The organism is Hyphomonas sp., from assembly GCF_036964145.1.
Lineage (GTDB): Bacteria > Pseudomonadota > Alphaproteobacteria > Caulobacterales > Hyphomonadaceae > Hyphomonas.
In genome coordinates, this window is the sequence record NZ_JBALUC010000004.1 from 150,512 (window position 1) to 167,405 (window position 16,894).

The 16,894-nt window shown below is 61.8% G+C and carries 16 protein-coding genes; 13 read left to right on the forward strand and 3 right to left on the reverse strand.

The window, feature by feature from the left end; translation table 11 throughout:
- Window positions 1-46: 46 nt before the first annotated feature.
- Entirely contained in the window at window positions 47-658 is a 612-nt protein-coding gene (locus V7660_RS12885) for a tetratricopeptide repeat protein (RefSeq protein WP_335603456.1), read from the reverse strand.
- Between the two features lie 243 nt (window positions 659-901).
- Here V7660_RS12885 and V7660_RS12890 point away from each other — a divergent pair, with 243 nt between their 5' ends.
- The 5 genes from V7660_RS12890 to V7660_RS12910 all read left to right on the forward strand — a co-directional run bounded on the left by V7660_RS12890 (window position 902) and on the right by V7660_RS12910 (window position 6,503).
- Window positions 902-1,330, forward strand: coding sequence for a MarR family winged helix-turn-helix transcriptional regulator (locus tag V7660_RS12890; protein ID WP_335603457.1), 429 nt, complete (start codon window positions 902-904; stop codon window positions 1,328-1,330).
- Between the two features lie 122 nt (window positions 1,331-1,452).
- A complete protein-coding gene (gene mgtE, locus V7660_RS12895; protein ID WP_335603458.1) occupies window positions 1,453-2,835 on the forward strand; it encodes a magnesium transporter in 1,383 nt (460 codons plus the stop codon).
- Between the two features lie 107 nt (window positions 2,836-2,942).
- Window positions 2,943-4,133: a lysozyme gene (locus V7660_RS12900; RefSeq protein ID WP_335603459.1), complete on the forward strand. Its 1,191-nt coding sequence runs from the start codon at window positions 2,943-2,945 to the stop codon at window positions 4,131-4,133.
- Window positions 4,134-4,169: 36 nt separating this feature from the next.
- A complete protein-coding gene (locus V7660_RS12905) occupies window positions 4,170-5,342 on the forward strand; it encodes an isovaleryl-CoA dehydrogenase (protein WP_335603460.1) in 1,173 nt (390 codons plus the stop codon).
- Between the two features lie 45 nt (window positions 5,343-5,387).
- Complete coding sequence (locus V7660_RS12910) at window positions 5,388-6,503, forward strand: lysozyme inhibitor LprI family protein (protein WP_335603461.1); 1,116 nt, start codon at window positions 5,388-5,390, stop codon at window positions 6,501-6,503.
- Here the strand turns inward: V7660_RS12910 and V7660_RS12915 are convergent.
- A complete protein-coding gene (locus V7660_RS12915) occupies window positions 6,500-8,290 on the reverse strand; it encodes a patatin-like phospholipase family protein (RefSeq protein WP_335603462.1) in 1,791 nt (596 codons plus the stop codon). The two genes, V7660_RS12910 and V7660_RS12915, sit on opposite strands and share 4 nt — an antisense overlap.
- A 123-nt stretch (window positions 8,291-8,413) precedes the next feature.
- Here V7660_RS12915 and V7660_RS12920 point away from each other — a divergent pair, with 123 nt between their 5' ends.
- The 6 genes from V7660_RS12920 (at window position 8,414) to V7660_RS12945 (ending at window position 13,593) form a co-directional block, all read left to right on the forward strand.
- Entirely contained in the window at window positions 8,414-10,021 is a 1,608-nt protein-coding gene (locus tag V7660_RS12920) for a carboxyl transferase domain-containing protein (protein WP_335603463.1), read from the forward strand.
- Between the two features lie 3 nt (window positions 10,022-10,024).
- Window positions 10,025-10,558, forward strand: a complete 534-nt coding sequence (locus tag V7660_RS12925) for a hypothetical protein (RefSeq protein ID WP_335603464.1) — start codon at window positions 10,025-10,027, stop codon at window positions 10,556-10,558.
- A gap of 84 nt (window positions 10,559-10,642) precedes the next feature.
- Complete coding sequence (locus tag V7660_RS12930) at window positions 10,643-11,230, forward strand: NAD(P)H-dependent oxidoreductase (RefSeq protein WP_335603465.1); 588 nt, start codon at window positions 10,643-10,645, stop codon at window positions 11,228-11,230.
- Between the two features lie 118 nt (window positions 11,231-11,348).
- Window positions 11,349-11,657: an EF-hand domain-containing protein gene (locus tag V7660_RS12935; RefSeq protein ID WP_335603466.1), complete on the forward strand. Its 309-nt coding sequence runs from the start codon at window positions 11,349-11,351 to the stop codon at window positions 11,655-11,657.
- 83 nt (window positions 11,658-11,740) lie between these two features.
- A complete protein-coding gene (locus V7660_RS12940; RefSeq protein WP_335603467.1) occupies window positions 11,741-12,787 on the forward strand; it encodes an acyltransferase family protein in 1,047 nt (348 codons plus the stop codon).
- A 5-nt stretch (window positions 12,788-12,792) separates the two neighbouring features.
- Window positions 12,793-13,593 (forward strand): enoyl-CoA hydratase-related protein, encoded by an 801-nt coding sequence (locus V7660_RS12945; RefSeq protein ID WP_335603468.1) that lies wholly within the window; start codon window positions 12,793-12,795, stop codon window positions 13,591-13,593.
- On the opposite strand, the gene V7660_RS12950 is transcribed toward V7660_RS12945, so the two are convergent.
- Window positions 13,577-13,933, reverse strand: a complete 357-nt coding sequence (locus tag V7660_RS12950; protein WP_335603469.1) for a hypothetical protein — start codon at window positions 13,931-13,933, stop codon at window positions 13,577-13,579. The two genes, V7660_RS12945 and V7660_RS12950, sit on opposite strands and share 17 nt — an antisense overlap.
- 132 nt (window positions 13,934-14,065) lie before the next feature.
- Between V7660_RS12950 and V7660_RS12955 the strand changes: the two genes are divergently transcribed.
- Together V7660_RS12955 and V7660_RS12960 are read left to right on the forward strand one after the other, a co-directional pair.
- Window positions 14,066-14,971, forward strand: a complete 906-nt coding sequence (locus V7660_RS12955; protein WP_335603470.1) for a DUF817 domain-containing protein — start codon at window positions 14,066-14,068, stop codon at window positions 14,969-14,971.
- Window positions 14,904-16,844, forward strand: coding sequence for an acetyl/propionyl/methylcrotonyl-CoA carboxylase subunit alpha (locus V7660_RS12960; RefSeq protein WP_335603471.1), 1,941 nt, complete (start codon window positions 14,904-14,906; stop codon window positions 16,842-16,844). Before V7660_RS12955 ends, V7660_RS12960 begins: the two co-directional genes overlap by 68 nt.
- Window positions 16,845-16,894 lie beyond the last annotated feature (50 nt).

Consider the following 16,894-nt stretch of genomic DNA (forward strand, 5'->3'; position numbering starts at 1 on the left):
AATGACTGTCTGAATTCACACACGGTTTTTGTGCGATGGATCGCGCTCAGGGCTGTCCGTTTCTGGTGCTGTCTTGCGCATCAGCCGTAAGCGCGTGGGGCGTCACCTGGAATCGCTTCAACATGTCCTGCGCCGGTCCAAAGTCCGGTGCCAGTTGGACTGTCTTGCGCAAATCGACAAAGGCTGCCTCGACATTGTTGCGCTGCAATTCGGCCGTTGCGCGATTGTAGAGCGCCTTGGCCAGCAATTCTTCTGATACCTGATCCAGGTCTGCCAGTGCTAGGACGGCCTCGTCATAACGCTCCATTCGTATCAGCACCGCGCTGAGGCTGATGGCGATATCGGCAGAGGCGCCGCGCATGGCATGGGCTTCGGACAGCAGGCGTGCGGCGCCTTCAAGGTCGCCCCGCCTGATGCGGACTGTGCCCGCATTTGCGTGGGCGGCAGCGCGGCCGCTCAGCGTCAGGTCTGACTGCTTTGCGCCCGCATCGCACAGCCGCTGGAGGCGCAGCGTGGCTTCGGAGTGGCGCCCGAGTTCTGTGGCGCATAACTCGGCCGGGCTGGGGCTGGATCTGTAGACATCCGGGCTGGCACCGGCATGGGGAGCGGACATGCTGAAAAGGACGGAGAGCATACAGGCTGAGACGGCAGATTTCATGTTAAAGCTCCAATGGTGTATATGCACGGTATGAGGTGCGTGCATTTAGAAAAGGCCGCCCGGCAAGATGTGCCGGGCGGAGGTATGTCGCTACATCACGGGAAACTGACTCTTGTAGAGAGGCGTTAGCGACATATAACATGTATATGCACTATCTATAGGAATCAATGACGCCCTCTGGAACGGATGTGTTAGATTTACTGATGTATTTGAAGTTTCGAAAAGAGTGTGTATTTACACGCTATGGATCAAACGAGAATTCATGAAGATGTGACCCAGCGCTGTACGGCTGGTCGCCTGCTGCGTGCGGCCCGGCGCATTACACGCGAGTATGACGATGCCTTGCGCCCGGTTGACCTGACCATTGCCCAGTTCGGGCTCTTGAATGCGGTAGGCCGGTTTGAACCCGACTCCATTTCGGAGCTGGCAGATTTGCTTGCCCTGGACCGCACCACCCTGTCCCGCAATCTGAAGCCGCTGGAGAAGGCCGGTCTCATCTTTCGGGGAGAGGAGGGAGATGGCCGGCGCCGTCGCCTGTTGCTCACCACGCTTGGGGTACGCCGTCTGGAGGAGGCCTATCCGCTCTGGAAGGAGGTTCAGGACCGGATTGAAGGCCGGTTGCGCGAGGATGGCTTGTCCCAGCTCACAGCGGGCTTGAAGCGCCTGCGCTGATACGGGGCAATTCACCTGTTCCAGACTCTGCTGTGGGCACCCTGTGAGATTCCTGCGAATCCCGGCTAGCTCAACGTATTCGGTTCTTGCCGACGCATCGTAACCCCGGCAAGAGAGGCCCCATGACAGACTCGTCCGCTCAGCCTGGCCAGACCGCCGAGACGCCCAACGTCGACCCGGAAATGCTGGAAGACATCATCGATGCCGTCGATGAAAAGGACACGCGCTGGCTGGCGCGGACGCTGCAGCGCATGCACCCGGCCGATGCTGCGGATGCGCTCGAAGCCCTCTCCTTCGATACGTTCTCGGAGGCCGTGGAATTGCTCGGCGGAGAGCTGCCGGCCGATATTCTCATCGAGCTGCGCGATTCCTACCGGGAAGAGGCGGTGGAAGTCCTGCCGGACGCCGCCGTGGCCAGCGCGCTCGACGAACTCGACTCCGATGACGCGACCACAATCCTCGAAGACCTTGAGGACGAGCGGCGCGAACGCATCCTGGAAGATCTCGCCCCGATTGACCGGGCCCAGCTGGAACGCGGCCTCTCCTATGAAGAGGACACGGCCGGCCGTCTCATGCAGACGGAGTTCGTGGCCGCGCCGGAATACTGGACTGTGGGTCATGCCATTGATCATGCGCGGGAGCTGGGCGAGGAATTGCCGGAAGTCTTCTACGAACTCTATGTCACCGATCCCGGCCACCGCCTGATGGGCATTGTCCCGCTGGCCACATTGCTGCGCACCCCCCGGGACGTTCAGCTGTCCGACATCATGGAAGACCCGCTTTCGTCCCTGAAGCCGGAGATGGACCAGGAAGAGGTGGCCTTCCAGTTTCGCAAATACTCCCTCGCGGCAGCGCCGGTCACCGATGAAGGCGGCCGTCTGGTCGGCATGATCACGGTCGATGACATGGTCGACGTCATGCAGGAAGAGAACGCAGAAGACCTGCTCTCCCTGCTCAACGTTCGCTCTGCCGATGGCGCCGATACGGTCTGGGACACGGTCAAGGCGCGCGCCCCGTGGCTGGGCGTGAACCTGTTTTCTGCCTTCATCGCCTCGGCCATCATTTCCCTGTTTGAAGCCGCCATCGCACAAGTCGTGGCGCTGGCCGTGTTGATGCCGGTCGTGGCGGCGCTGGGCGGCAATGCCGGCAGCCAGGGCCTCGCCGTGGCGGTGCGTGCCATCGCCGAGCGCCAGCTGGACGGGGCCGCCGCGCGCCGGGCCATCCTGCGCGAAGTGCTCAGCGGCTGCGTAAATGGCGTGATCTTCGCCATTGGCGTCGGGCTGATTTCGCTCGTCTGGTTCCGCGACATCAAGCTGGCGCTCGTCATAAGCGTGGCCATGCTCGCGACCTTTATCTGGGCGGGCCTGTCGGGCATCCTCGTGCCGCTCGGCCTGAAACGCCTCGGCGCAGACCCTGCCGTCGCCTCCTCGGTCTTCGTCCTGACGCTGACCGATGTGATGGCTTTCTTCAGTTTTCTCGGCCTGGCGTCCCTCGTGCTCCTGTAAAGTGGGCACATTTGGGCGGATTCTCGCGTCTCGGGTGAATGGGCGCGCGATTTGCAGCGCTTGGCCGTAGTAAAAAGTCAAACTGTCCCAAAACGGGAGCCATCTGCATGGCCCGTCAAATGCGCACGTCCGACAAGGGGGTCGAACTCATCAAGAGTTTCGAGGGCTTCCGTGCGCGCGCAAGCCGCCTGCCGGATGGCAAATGGCTGATCGGGTATGGCCATATGGAAACCGCACGGGCCGGGCTGACGGTCAGTGCCTTCGATGCCGAACTGATTCTGCGCTATCGCGACTTGCAGCGGATTGAAAATCATCTGGCCCGGCAGGTCTACACGCCGCTGAGCCAGAACGAGTTCGATGCGCTGGTCTCCTTTGCGTTCAATATCGGCCTGAAAGCCTTCGACGCCTCTGACGTGCTGGCGCATCTCAATTCGGGCGACCGCATCCTGGCGGCCGAAGCGATGAGTGGCTGGCGCCGGGGCAGGGTGGATGGCCAGATTCGCGTGATCGACGGCCTCGTGCGTCGCCGCGCCGTCGAAGTGGCCATGTTCCTGGATACACCGGGTAGGCGTGTGGCGATTCCAAGCGCACTTGTCCGGCCGGAGCGCGACGGACTGGCCGGCCTGAATGGCGGGCGTGAAACCTCCATCGTGGTGGAACCGCGCCCGGAGCAGGATCGCAGCCGCAGCGGCGCAGAGCGCGAAAGCGCCCCGGAAGCCGCGGCCCGCGCCGTAGCCCAGCGCCTGACCCGGATCCTCGGTGAGAATGGCTCCCGCGCGACCGGTGAACCGGAGGGCCAGCCTGCCGGGGACGAGACGGTTGCCGAGATTACCCGCGCCGTCTCCGCGCTGGCGGGCCCGGAAGGCAATGGTGATACAGCTCCCCCACCGGCCTCCATGTCGGAACGCCGCCGTGCCTATCGCCCGCCAAACCTGTCTGACCCGGAAGGGCAGGGCATGACGCTCGACAATCTCGCCGTTCGCCCGTTAGACAAGGTCGTGATTGACGACCTTGCCCCGGTCGAGGTCGATACATCCCGCCTGACCACCCCGGCCCAGGACGAAGTGGCCGATTTCGCCCCGGCCCATGGCTGGCGCTGGCTGCCTTTCGCTCTACTGGCGGGGCTTGGCACGATTGGCCTTTATGACGGGCTGCGGCGTATCCTGACGCAGTCGGGCACGCGGATGGGCGAGGCCGCAGGCCAGACCTATACCGGCCCCCTGATGGCGCTTGGTGGCGGCTTTCTTTTGTTCGTGTCTGTCTATTATCTGTACCGGATGCTGGCTCAGGAAGATTAGGCTGACAGGCAAGGGAAGTCTTGCTAAGTCACCCGCATGATCCCGAACACATATCCTACATTGAACTTCGATCTCGGCGAAACTGCGGACATGATCCGCGAGACTGTGGCGAGTTTTGCCCAGAACGAGATCGCGCCGCGCGCCGCTGAAATCGACCGGACGGACACATTTCCGCGCGACCTGTTGCCCAAGATGGGCGAGCTTGGCCTGCTTGGCATCACGGTAGAGGAAGAGTGGGGCGGCACCGGCCTTGGCTATCTCGAACATGTGGTCGCGATGGAAGAAATCTCCCGCGCATCTGCCTCTGTGGGCCTCTCCTATGGCGCCCACTCGAATCTCTGCGTCAACCAGCTGCGCCGCTGGGGCAATGACGATCAGAAATCCCGCTATCTGCCAAAGCTGGTTTCCGGCGAACATCTGGGCGCCCTCGCAATGAGCGAAAGCGGAGCCGGTTCTGATGTCGTGTCCATGAAGCTGCGCGCCGAGAAGAAGGGCGACCGCTATGTGCTGAACGGCACCAAGATGTGGATCACCAACGCACCGGACGCCGACACGCTGGTTGTTTATGCCAAGACCGAGCCGCAGGCGGGTTCACGCGGCATCACGGCCTTTCTGATCGAGCGCGACTTCAAGGGCTTCTCGGTGGCCCAGAAACTCGACAAATTGGGTATGCGCGGATCAGAGACGGGCGAACTCGTCTTTGAGGATTGCGAAGTGCCCGAAGAGAATGTCATGGGCCCGCTGAATGGCGGCGTGGGCGTTCTGATGAGCGGGCTCGATTATGAGCGCGCCGTCCTGTCAGCCGGCCCGACCGGCATCATGCAGGCCTGCTTGGATGTCGTGATCCCCTACATCCATGACCGGAAACAATTCGGCCAGTCGATTGGCGAATTCCAGCTGATCCAGGGCAAGGTGGCGGACATGTATGTCCAGATGAATGCGGCCAAGGCCTATGTCTATGCGGTCGCCAAATCCTGCGACCGGGGCGAGACGACCCGCAAGGATGCCGCCGGCGCCATTCTGTATGCGGCCGAAACCGCGACCAAGCTCGCGCTCGACGCGATCCAGATCCTTGGCGGCAATGGCTATATCAATGAATACCCGACCGGACGCCTGCTGCGCGATGCCAAGCTCTACGAGATCGGGGCAGGGACCTCGGAAATCCGCCGCTGGTTGATTGGTCGGGAACTTTTCGGCGAAACGGCTTGAATCCCGTACGAAAGTGAAACATTATAACATGAGGCGGAGGCGCTCATGTTACGTTTGTTGATCCTGATCATACTCAGTCTGACACTTCTTGGTCGTGCGGGAACTGATGAAGTCACTGCCTGCATTCCGGACCGGGAGAAAATACTCAGCCTGGACTACAGCACCTTTGATCATGATCCCCGACTGGGGTGGCGATCCGTTGCTGATCGCCCGGCATGTCGGCTGGAGGCTGCGGACTTGCTTCGAGCGTATCATGAACGGCTGCAGACGCAGGGCGAACCCGTCATATGGGAAGCCGAGCAAGGTGACGTTACTCTGTCAGATACTGGAGAAGTGGGGATCCTGTATTGGCATGAGGGGCAGCTGCGCGCTTTCGCCGGGCAGACTGCAGAGGCGGTCGCTCTGTTCCGCAAGAGTCTCAAGCCAGCGGGCAAGAATTATGGTGCCTGGAACCAGTATGCCCTCGGATCAATAGCGTTTCTTGAGGGTGATCTGCAGGAGTTAAAGCGCAACGCCAACGTACTGCAGGAATATGATTCGGCCTCGCCGAATTTACGAGTTTTACAGCGGATGATCCATTGTTTCGGAACTACGTATGCGTACGCGTACAGCAATGCGGACTGCACGCCGGAAACGGCCAGCTTGCCAGATGAAGCAGAAGAGCCGGGTCATGATAGCGTCGTAGGAAAGCAGAATGCGTCATCCGCGCTGATGGAAATGGAATCCTGCGCTAGAGACCGAGTAGATTATGATAAACCCATCGACTTAACCGATTGCCGTTCTTCGACGTTCACGGAATGCATGGATGATAAGGGTGGCTCCTATGGGGGCATGCGGGTTTGTATGGGTATGGAAGCCGCACGATTGGATGAGCTTACGCAGCAGCAGATCATCCGGCTCAAGTCGGGTTATTGGAACCGCTTTAATGATCGACGCGGTCAGGTTGTCTTTGAAGCGAGCTTGGATGCGGCCCAGTCTGCGTGGGTCAGCTATCGAGAAGTTGAAATGGCTCTTCAAATCAATGCACATCCGGATGGAATGCGTTACAAGTCTCATGGCTCTCTGGAAGCAGCGGCAATTGGACTTCGATTGACCCAGCGACGATATGCGGATGTGTTGCTCATGGAATTGCACATGCGCTTGAATGAATCCGCCGATTAAGCAGGACAGCACTTTTCCTTGATCTTCGTGCCTTCGAAAGCCTGCATCGTGGCGACGTAGCCAGCTTCGACAGTTTCGTCGAATGCCTTCCAGTCGCGCAACTGGACACCCGCAAGTTGGGGCAGGACCAGTACGTCGGCCATGTCGTGCCCGAACTTCGTATCTGCACGGATCGTCGCTGTTCGCATCAACAGGCCCGCAATCGGCGGCGGGCTGGAGAATCCATTATTGAACACCCAGCGGAAAAAGCCCGGCGGTTCTGAAAACTCTTCAAGGTCGATATTCTCTGGCTGGCGTGTGACATCCGATCCGACAACAAAGCCGCGATGCAGGTCGCGCATGATGTCCGCCGGGAAATTGTTCAGCACAGCGCCATCGACCAGCAAATCCTTGCCGTCCACGACCGGCGGCAAGATGCCCGGCAGCGAGATTGTGGCCCGCAGGGCCTCGCGCAGCAGGCCTTCGCGATGGATGCGGGTCGAGCCGGTGGTGAGGTTGGTGGACGTGCAGAAGAAGGGCAGGTGGAGATCGCCGATCTCGGCCTCTCCGAAATGTTCCTTGAGACGCGCATTCACGCGCGCGCCCTTGACCATGCCGACCACGGGGAGGTGATAGTCCCCAAGCGGATTGCTGTCGACAAAGGCCTTGCGGATACGCATCTCGATTTCATCATCGCTCCAGCCCATCGCGACACAGGCCGCGATGACCGACCCCATCGAGGCGCCGCCCACAAAGTCGATCGGCAGGCCCAGTTCGCGCATCGCCCGGACGACGCCGATATGAGAATAAGCGCGGGCGCCGCCACCCGACAGGATCAGGCCGACCGACACGCCGGCCATGATCCGGGCCAGCCGGTCGCAGTCCTGCCCTTCGACCCGGCTCCAGTGGAAGACGCGGGTCGCGCCGGAGGCCGCCATCCATTGGGCGGGCTTGGCGCCCTGGCGTTCGTCGCTGTGATGCAGCAACAGGACATCGACCAGTTTCAGCGCGCGGGCAGGGGATTGGTCATCCGGCATCAGCGGATTGGACGGGCGCGCATCGGCGCGGCCAACGACCCAGATCCGGTCGGCCTGGCGCATCGACAGGCGGTACCAGGCATTGTCCCCGATGGCCGAGATCAGGATCACCACATCATGTGTGCGCTCCAGCTCGTCGAAATAGGCGGCGGGGCGCTCATCGCCCATCTTCTCGTCCACGATGATGGCCTTGCGGCCAAGGCGTTCGAGCGCCTGCTTCAGGGACCGGGCGCGCAGCTTGAGGTCAATCGTGGGCGACGTCGCCACCAGCGTGAACACTTTCGGCGCGGCGCTGGCGACCCGGTCGCCGGACTTGCCGAGGCGAAGCAGGATCACCCGGATCATCGCTTCCAGCAGCTCAGGCTCGGCGCGGACCATCCGGTCCCATCCCTTGCGGGAGACGCCGACGAGCTCAGTGTCGCGCAGGGCATAGACCGAACTCGTGTGCGGGGCATCATTCGGCTGGCCGTCGCCGGTCAGATCGACCCCGCCCAGGAACAGGGACATCTCGCCCGCCGGTTCGCCGGAGCGGATATGGCCCACGAATTCGGTCTTGCCGTGCGGGCCTTCGCGGAAGATGCCCAGCGTGCCGGACAGGACGAAATACAGCGTGTCTGCGGGCTCGCCCGCGAGGTAGAGCGGCTTGCCGGCCGGAAGGGAAAACCAGTCGGCTTCCTTGCCAGCGGCCTTCATGGCCCGGCGCGGGACATCCTTCAGGAATTCGATGGCCCGCAGGCGGGGAGTGATATCAATGCCCATGTTGAAGAACATGCCCATTTCGATTCCCTTTTCAAAGCCTTTCGCTCATCCCCTGTGTTTCAAATTCGCATGACGCCCGCGTGACAGGTGGGCCGGGCACCGCTAAGCAGGCACAAAATTCCAGTGGGAGGCGTTATGCCGGTTCTGAAATCCAGCCTTGATGTGTCCGGTAGCAAATTTGCCGCCAACAAAGCGGCCATGAGCGCGCTTCTTGCCGAATTGCGCGAAAAAACCGCCGAAGCGGCACTTGGCGGGCCGGAAGCGTCCCGGAAACGCCATGTCGAGCGGGGCAAATTGCTGCCGCGGGAGCGAGTCGAACGCCTGCTGGATCCGGGCTCGGCCTTCCTTGAGATCGGCGCGCTGGCGGCCAATGGCATGTACGACAATGAAGCCCCCGGCGCGGGTCTCATCACGGGCGTGGGCCGGGTCGAAGGCCGCGAATGCCTGATCGTCTGCAATGATGCCACGGTGAAGGGCGGCGCCTACTTCCCGGTGACGGTGAAGAAGCACCTTCGCGCGCAGGAAGTGGCGCTCGAGAATCATCTGCCCTGCATCTATCTGGTCGATAGCGGCGGCGCGAACCTGCCGCACCAGTCCGAAGTCTTTCCCGACCGCGAGCATTTCGGCCGCATCTTCTACAACCAGGCCCAGATGAGCGCGAAGGGCATTCCCCAGATCGCGGCGGTCATGGGCAGCTGTACCGCGGGCGGCGCCTATGTGCCGGCCATGTCGGACGAGACCATCATCGTGCGCAAGCAGGGCACCATCTTCCTCGGCGGTCCGCCGCTGGTGAAGGCCGCGACAGGGGAGGTGATCTCCGCCGAAGACCTCGGCGGCGCAGACGTTCATGCCCGCCAGTCCGGCGTGGCCGACCATTACGCGGCCCATGATTCCCATGCGCTTGCCATTGTGCGCTCCATTGTTCGTACGCTGGCAAAGCCGAAGCCCCAGCCTTTCGACCTGACCGAACCGGCTGAGCCGCTCTATGATCCGGCCGAAATGCATGGCCTCGTGCCGCAGGATGTCCGCGAACCCTATGACGCCCGCGAAGTGATCGCGCGCCTCGTTGACGGGTCGGAATTCCATGAGTTCAAGAAGCTCTATGGCGAAACGCTCGTCTGCGGCTTTGCGCGCCTCTATGGCATGCCGGTCGCGATCCTCGCCAATAACGGCATCCTGTTCTCTGAAAGCGCCCAGAAGGCGGCGCATTTCATTGAACTGGCCGACCAGCGCCGCATTCCGCTGGTATTCCTCCAGAATATTACCGGCTTCATGGTCGGGTCAAAATACGAGGCTGGCGGCATCGCCAAGGATGGCGCCAAGATGGTAACCGCCGTGGCCACCGCCAGCGTCCCGAAATTCACCGTCGTGACCGGCGGCAGCTTCGGCGCGGGCAATTACGGCATGTGCGGCCGGGCTTACAGCCCCCGCTTCCTGTTCATGTGGCCGAACTCCCGCATCTCGGTCATGGGCGGCGAACAGGCGGCCAGCGTGCTCGCCACGGTCAAGCGCGACGGCATCGAGCGCAAGGGTGGTGAATGGTCCGCCGCCGAGGAAGAGGGCTTCAAACAGCCGATCCGCGATCTCTATGAGGCCGAGGGCTCGCCCTATTTCTCCACCGCGCGCCTCTGGGATGACGGCATCATCGACCCGGCCGACACCCGCCGCGTGCTGGGCCTCGCCCTGTCAGCCAGCCTCAATGCTCCGTTCCCGGACCGAGGTTTCGGCCTATTCCGGATGTAGGGTATGACTAAATACAGCGATCTGCTTACATCGATAGGCCCCTATGTTTGGGAACTCACTCTGGCAGTTTTGTTTACGCTGATTGGTGCGGTGTTTTCCCGGCATGAGATTGGCAAGCGCGAAAGACGGGCTGTTGTAAAAGAAATTATCACGATTCAAAGGCGCTTATACAATTTCGCAACACGGAACTGGACTCAAGAAGGTGCCAATCGTGAAACCTGGATGATTGAATTGTTGAGAGAGCGAATTAGTACGCTCCGCACGATGGTAACGTCCAAGGACAAACTGCCTGAGAAGGTGGACCAGCATTTCACGTCATATGAGATCGCCCTGCAGGAGTTTGGCGCGATCTTTACATCAGCTGCGCGCCGGAGCGACCGCTTTTGGAAAGCCTACGAAAATACGACGTTCACTGCACGCCAATTGAGTCGAACGCTTTCCAAACATTATACAGCGGAACATTTGGAAGTGTTTGATATGTTCGATCGAGCGAGAGATTCCATCCGCCAAGCGGGCGATACAGCATATCTTACGTGAACAAGTCAGTAGTAATCCTACGTATAAAACCTGTTGCAGAGCCATGCTAGAAGCCCCCTGTCACATGGCAGGAGGCTGACCCCCATGACCCGCTCTATCTGTATCATCGATGGCCACCCCGATCCCGATCCCGATCATCTGATCCACGCGCTCTGCGATGCCTATGCCGAGGGCGCCGAGGCCACCAATCACAAGGTATCCCGCATCCGGGTAGCAGATCTCAATGTGCCCTTCCTGACCTCGCAGGCAGAATTCAACGACCCGCCGCCGGAACCCATCCTCAGCCAGCGCGAAAAGATCGCCGAGGCCGACCATGTCTTCATCGCGTTTCCGCTTTGGCTGGGCGGCATGCCGGCGCGGCTCAAGGCCTTTTTCGAACAGGCGGCCCGGGCAGAATTCTTCCTGAAGACGCGTGAGTCCAATGCTGGCTGGCCGGAGCGGATGATGAAGGGCAAGTCGGCGCGCATTGTCGTGACGATGGGCATGCCGGACCTCATCTATCGCTTCGGTATGGATGCGGGCGCCCTGAAGGCGCTGGAGCGGGGGGTGCTCGGCCTTTCCGGCTTCAAGCCGATGCACCATACGATCATCGGCAGCGTTGACGAACTGACGCCGTCCAAGGTGGAATCCTGGTTCACCTTCATGAAAGAGATCGGCGGCGAAGCGGTCTGAGCCGCATTCATTACATCTTCGTCGTGAACGTCTTTTCACGCATCATTACCAGGTGTTTCGGGTAAGTTCAGTCCTGTCGCGGTCCCCTGCGACGCATAGAGTGAGAAGGAGTTCGAACATGGTCAGACGTAGCAGCTTTCTGGTAACGGCGGCGATGATGACGGCCCTGATGGGTCATGCGGGCGAGATGCCCGACTTCTCGTTGCTGGATCTGGATGATGATGGCCTGATCAGCGAGGATGAATATGTGAGCTATTCCGGCAGCGCGGGCATGGCCAGCGAGTCGGAGGCGAAAGCCAAGTTCACGAAATTCGACCTCAATTCGAACGGAACCGTTTCCGAGGAAGAACTGGCAGATGCCCTTGCTGCCTGGCGGGGACGGTCCGAGCACAGCGCCGTGACGGCGGCTGGCCGGCCGGGTCGGTAGGCTGCCCACCCAGTCGGTGCTGAAGGGGTCCGCCGGTCCAGCGGGCCCCTTTCCATTTGGAACGGATAAGATAAACAGCGCCGATGGCGACAGGGCACCGATTGGCGGCAAACAGGTTCGATCTCATCCGGTTGGCGCTCGCCTCTGCGGTGTTTGCCTATCATGCCCTTGTACTGTCCGCGCTTGCCCCGATGAGCGGATTGGAGCGCGCCTGGGGGCATGTCGCCGAAATTGCCATTCAGGGATTTTTCATCGTCTCCGGCGCGCTGGTCGCCGGCTCGCTTGTGCGGTCTCAAAGCCTTGCCGATTATGCCGGAAAGCGTGTGCGACGACTCTATCCGGCCTATGCCGCCGTGATCCTCATTCCCGCGCTCATCAGCCTGCTGATGGGTGGAAATCTTGGCGGCGTCGCGGAATATATTGGTGCAAACCTCGTCTTCCTGAATTTCCTGTCGCCAGACCTGCCCGGCCTGTTCGAGGGCAATCGCTTCACAGAGGTCAATGGCGCCCTGTGGACGCTGAAGATCGAGGTCATGTTCTATCTCTGCCTGCCCATCATCGGATGGATCCTGCGGCGCATGGGCCGGGCGCAATGGATCGCCCTGGTGGCGCTCTATGCGGCAGGGGAGGCGTGGCGCCACTATGTGCCGGTCCTGCTGGATTATCCGCTCGCCCCTGTGCTGGCGCGCCAGCTACCCGGCCAGATGGCCTTTTTCGCCAGTGGCATTGCGCTGTGGCAGGTCTGGGATCTGGCCAGGGCGAGGCCGCTCTGGTTCGGTGCGGCGGGGCTGGCGCTGGCCCTCCTGTCGGCGCTGCATCCCTGGCTTGAGCCGCTGCGCGCTGCGGGACTGGCGGGCCTGATTGCCTGCGCCGCCTTCCTGCCGGGGCCGGCCCTCAATGTCGCGCGGTTCGGCGACATCAGCTATGGTGTCTACATCACCCATTTCCCGATCCTGCAGGGCCTGGTCATGGCCGCGGCCTTTGCGGCGCTCGGCTATGCGGCTGGATTTCTCCTCTCTGCAGTTGCGGTCATCGCCGCCAGCTATGCGCTGTGGCATCTTGTCGAGCGGACCGCCTTGCGCCCATCCAGCCACTACCGCAAGGTAGCTTCCAACACTGAACAGGACTGATCCCTATGCGCGATTCCGATTATGATCTCATCACGCTCGAAGCGACACAGGAAGGCCTCGCCGTCGTCACGCTCAACCGGCCGGACGTGCACAATGCCTTCAATGCCGAACTGATCGCCGAGTTGACCGATGTGTTCCACACCATCGCCGACCAGCGCACTATTCGCATGATGATCCTGCGCGGCGCGGGCAAGAGCTTTTCCGCCGGTGCGGACCTCAACTGGATGAAGCTGGCGGCCATGCACACGCGCGAGGACAATGAGCGCGATGCGATGAACCTCGCTGAAATGCTTCGCACGCTCTACGACATGCCCCAGATGACGCTGGCACTGGTGCAGGGCGCGGCCATGGGCGGCGGGGCCGGCCTCGTGGCAGCGTGTGATGTGGCTGTGGCGATGAAGGGCACCAAGTTCCGCTTTTCCGAAGCGCGGCTCGGCCTGACGCCGGCCACGATCAGCCCCTATGTCATCGAGGCGATCGGCGCGCGCTGGGCCAAGGCCCTGTTCACCACGGCCGAGACGTTCGACGCAGACTATGCCGAAAAGCTGGGCCTCGTTCAGTATGTCGTCGAAAACCAAGCCGAGATGACGGCGATGGAAGAGCACCTTGCCGATCTCGTCTTCGCGGCGGCGCCGGGCGCGGTGGCCGAGAGCAAGGCGCTGGTGCGCGACGTCTCCGGCGTGTTCATCGACAAGGATCTCAGCCACGAGACGTCAAAGCGCATCGCTGCGCGCCGTGTTTCGGATGAGGGCAAGGAAGGCATCGAGGCCTTCCTCGACAAGCGCCCGCCTAGCTGGGGTCGGTAACCAGAACGCTGTCCTTCGCGCTCACGGGCAGGCCAAGGTCCGCCAGGAAATTCAGCGTCGCGCTCACCGGGTTTATCCCTGTGAGCGCCTCGATCTGGTGCTGGAAGAAATACGCCACAATGCCGAACAGGATGATGTAGATGACGAACTGCATCAGGGATTTCAGGAGGAAGGCGCCTGCGCTGCCTGCCACAAAGCCGATCGCCCCCAGGATCAGCGCGCCGGAAACCGGCTCCAGATTGCTGATGTCCGCCGCCTGCGTGAAGCCGATATAGCCCCCGACAACGGCGCCGACCACGCCGGCAAGACTGCTGATTCCGATACCTGATGCATAGGCCATAAGACACTCCCGTGTGGTTTCTGCCCGTTAACCCTTACGACAGCTCGGAAGGGTGTCAAAGCCGGAATTTGGACCGGCAAAGGTCCCCGCCGCGCCCCGATTGCGCCGTGATTGACCCGGATAGAAGAGGGGATGGAGACGCCCAAACCTGCCCCGACGCGCGCCCAGCAGCGCCTGCATGCCGCCCGCGCGGCCCTGCATGCCCGCTACGTGACCGGGCCGGTCAGTCAGGCGGTCTTTGAATTCATTGCCTTCGGCATCAAGCAGGGCTGGGCGTGCCTGTTTGGCGGCCTCATGCTGGGCCTGCTGCTGCTCACCTTTGTCTGGTATCCGGACGGCGCGCGCCTCTCGCGCTATGATTTCCTCGTGCTCGGCGCGCTCGCCATCCAGATCATGATGCTGTGGACGGGCCTTGAGACCTGGGAGGAGGCGAGGATCATTCTCGTCTTCCATGTCGTCGGCACGGTGATGGAGCTGTTCAAGACCGCACATGGCAGCTGGATCTATCCGGAAGACAGTTTCCTGCGCATCGGCGCGGTGCCGCTGTTCACGGGCTTCATGTATGGCGCGGTGGGCTCCTATCTTGCACGGGTCTGGCGTATCTTCGAGTTCCGGTTCGACCGGTTCCCGCCGCTCTGGTTGCAGGGCCTGCTGGCGACGGCGATCTATGTGAATTTCTTCGCGCATCACTGGCTGCCGGATGTCAGGATCGCCCTGTTCGTGGGCATAGCGATGGTTTACGGGCCCAGCATGGTCTGGTTTCGCGCCGATGAGGCGCACCGGCCGATGCCGCTCGTGATCGGCTTCGGGCTGGTGGCAATCTTCATCTGGTTCGCCGAAAATCTTGGAACATTCGCCCGTGCCTGGGCCTATCCCGGGCAAGAGCATGGCTGGCAGATGGTCTCTTTATCGAAACTCGGATCATGGTATCTGCTGATGATAATCAGTTTTGTCCTGGTGGCGGCCGTACATGGCAAAGCCCACCGGGCGCCGGGAGGGCCACGCATTGAAGATCCAGAAGCTGCTCGTCGCGAATAGGGGCGAGATCGCCTGCCGCATTTTTGAGACCTGTCGCCAGCTCGGTATTGCGACGGTCGCCGTCTATTCTGACGCCGATGCGCGCGCGAAACATGTCCGGGAAGCCGACGAAGCGATCCATATCGGCCCGTCACCTGCGCCCGAAAGCTATCTCAAGGTCGAGGCCATCCTTGCCGCGGCCAGGGCGACCGGCGCCAATGCCATCCATCCGGGCTATGGCTTCCTGTCCGAGAATGCCGATTTCGCCGAAGCCGTGGAGACAGCCGGGCTGATCTGGGTCGGCCCGTCCGCCAAGGCGATCCGGTCCCTGGGCCCGAAGGATGAAGCCAAACGCATTGCCGAAGAGGCCAGTGTGCCTGTGCTGCCCGGCTATCGCGGCGAAGGCCAGGAGCTGGAAACGCTCGCAAAGGCCGCGAAAGGCGTGGGCTTTCCGCTGCTGATCAAGGCGGTCGCCGGGGGCGGGGGACGCGGTATCCGCCTCGTCTCCAAGGCGGGCGAGCTGAAGGCCGAACTCGAAAGCGCGGTGCGCGAAGCCGAGAGTTCCTTTGGCGATGGCCGGGTCATGCTGGAAAAGCTGGTCGAGCAGCCGCGCCATATCGAAGTGCAGGTCTTCGGCGACGCACATGGCAATGTCGTCCACCTCTATGAGCGCGATTGCTCGCTGCAGCGCCGCCGCCAGAAAGTCATCGAGGAAGCGCCCGCGCCCGGCATGCCGGACGAGGTTCGCGCGGCCATGACGGAGGCGGCGGTGAAGCTGGCGCAGGCTGTTGGATACCAGGGCGCCGGCACGGTGGAATTCATCGTGGACGGGTCCAAGCCGCTGGGCGTCGACACGTTCTGGTTCCTTGAAATGAACACCCGGCTTCAGGTCGAGCATCCCGTCACCGAGATGATTACCGGGCAGGATCTTGTCGCCTGGCAATTGCTGGTCGCCTCCGGCGAGGAAATCCCTCTGGCGCAGGACGAGATCCCGTTGATGGGCCATGCCATCGAGGCGCGCATCTGCGCCGAAGACCCGGCCGATGGCTTTCGCCCCGGCGCGGGCCTGATCCTCGAATTCGGCCTGTTGCAGCCGATTGATGGCGAGACGGTTCGTTGGGATGCCGGCTTCGAGACGGGCGACCGCGTGCCGGCGAGCTATGATTCCATGATCGCAAAGCTGATCGTGCACGGAGAGGATCGCGACGCCGCCGTGGATTTGCTGACCGAGACGCTGGCGCACACACAGCTGGCGGGCGTGCCGGCCAATACAGGCTTCCTGCGCCGCTGCGCCCTGTCGGAGGCCTTCCGCGAAGGCACGCATCATGTGAACTGGATTGCGGAGCAGGGGGATGCGCTGACCCATCCGCCCGCCGCACATCAGCATGCGTCAGTTCTGGCGGTGAGTGATGTTGAACTGGATGATGCCGGCGCCATCACGCCGTGGGGAATCCGCGATGGATTCCGCTCGAACGCTTCGCCTGTGCGCAAGGCCGCAATTGCCGTAGGCGCCGATGCCGACTGGTTCGATCCGTCAGAGCATGAGGTCGATCCGGACGCGCCGCTGCCTTTCGTGACAGACATCTCGCCGCGTCGCTATGCCGTGACGACCGGCGGAGACACGGTTCTGGTTGAGGTGCCGGACTATGACGCAGATGTGGAGGCGGTGCTGGGCGGCGACACTGTCAGCGCGCCGATGCCGGGCAAGCTGCTCGCCGTACATGTGAAGCCGGGCGATACGGTCACCAAGGGCGATCCGGTTGCGGTGATGGAAGCGATGAAGATGGAACACACCTTGCCGGCGCCGCGCGACGGGGTGGTAGAAGCCGTGGAGGCTGCCGCCGGGGACCAGGTCGCCGAGGGCGATATCTTGGTTCATCTGGAGGCGGAGTAACCCCCACCCTTCACATGCTGGTGTGACCCCTCCAATCCGGTCAGGTGAGG

Excerpts from the sequence above, each read along its gene's own strand:
- V7660_RS12945 (WP_335603468.1), top strand. The coding sequence starts at position 12,793 with ATGCGCGATTCCGATTATGATCTCATCACGCTCGAAGCGACACAGGAA.
- V7660_RS12950 (WP_335603469.1), bottom strand. The coding sequence starts at position 13,933 with ATGGCCTATGCATCAGGTATCGGAATCAGCAGTCTTGCCGGCGTGGTC.
- V7660_RS12885 (WP_335603456.1), bottom strand. The coding sequence starts at position 658 with ATGAAATCTGCCGTCTCAGCCTGTATGCTCTCCGTCCTTTTCAGCATG.
- V7660_RS12940 (WP_335603467.1), top strand. The coding sequence starts at position 11,741 with ATGGCGACAGGGCACCGATTGGCGGCAAACAGGTTCGATCTCATCCGG.
- V7660_RS12905 (WP_335603460.1), top strand. The coding sequence starts at position 4,170 with ATGATCCCGAACACATATCCTACATTGAACTTCGATCTCGGCGAAACT.
- V7660_RS12930 (WP_335603465.1), top strand. The coding sequence starts at position 10,643 with ATGACCCGCTCTATCTGTATCATCGATGGCCACCCCGATCCCGATCCC.
- V7660_RS12900 (WP_335603459.1), top strand. The coding sequence starts at position 2,943 with ATGGCCCGTCAAATGCGCACGTCCGACAAGGGGGTCGAACTCATCAAG.
- V7660_RS12955 (WP_335603470.1), top strand. The coding sequence starts at position 14,066 with ATGGAGACGCCCAAACCTGCCCCGACGCGCGCCCAGCAGCGCCTGCAT.
- V7660_RS12920 (WP_335603463.1), top strand. The coding sequence starts at position 8,414 with ATGCCGGTTCTGAAATCCAGCCTTGATGTGTCCGGTAGCAAATTTGCC.
- V7660_RS12935 (WP_335603466.1), top strand. The coding sequence starts at position 11,349 with ATGGTCAGACGTAGCAGCTTTCTGGTAACGGCGGCGATGATGACGGCC.
- V7660_RS12910 (WP_335603461.1), top strand. The coding sequence starts at position 5,388 with ATGTTACGTTTGTTGATCCTGATCATACTCAGTCTGACACTTCTTGGT.
- V7660_RS12925 (WP_335603464.1), top strand. The coding sequence starts at position 10,025 with ATGACTAAATACAGCGATCTGCTTACATCGATAGGCCCCTATGTTTGG.
- V7660_RS12890 (WP_335603457.1), top strand. The coding sequence starts at position 902 with ATGGATCAAACGAGAATTCATGAAGATGTGACCCAGCGCTGTACGGCT.
- V7660_RS12915 (WP_335603462.1), bottom strand. The coding sequence starts at position 8,290 with ATGTTCTTCAACATGGGCATTGATATCACTCCCCGCCTGCGGGCCATC.
- mgtE (WP_335603458.1), top strand. The coding sequence starts at position 1,453 with ATGACAGACTCGTCCGCTCAGCCTGGCCAGACCGCCGAGACGCCCAAC.
- V7660_RS12960 (WP_335603471.1), top strand. The coding sequence starts at position 14,904 with ATGGCAAAGCCCACCGGGCGCCGGGAGGGCCACGCATTGAAGATCCAG.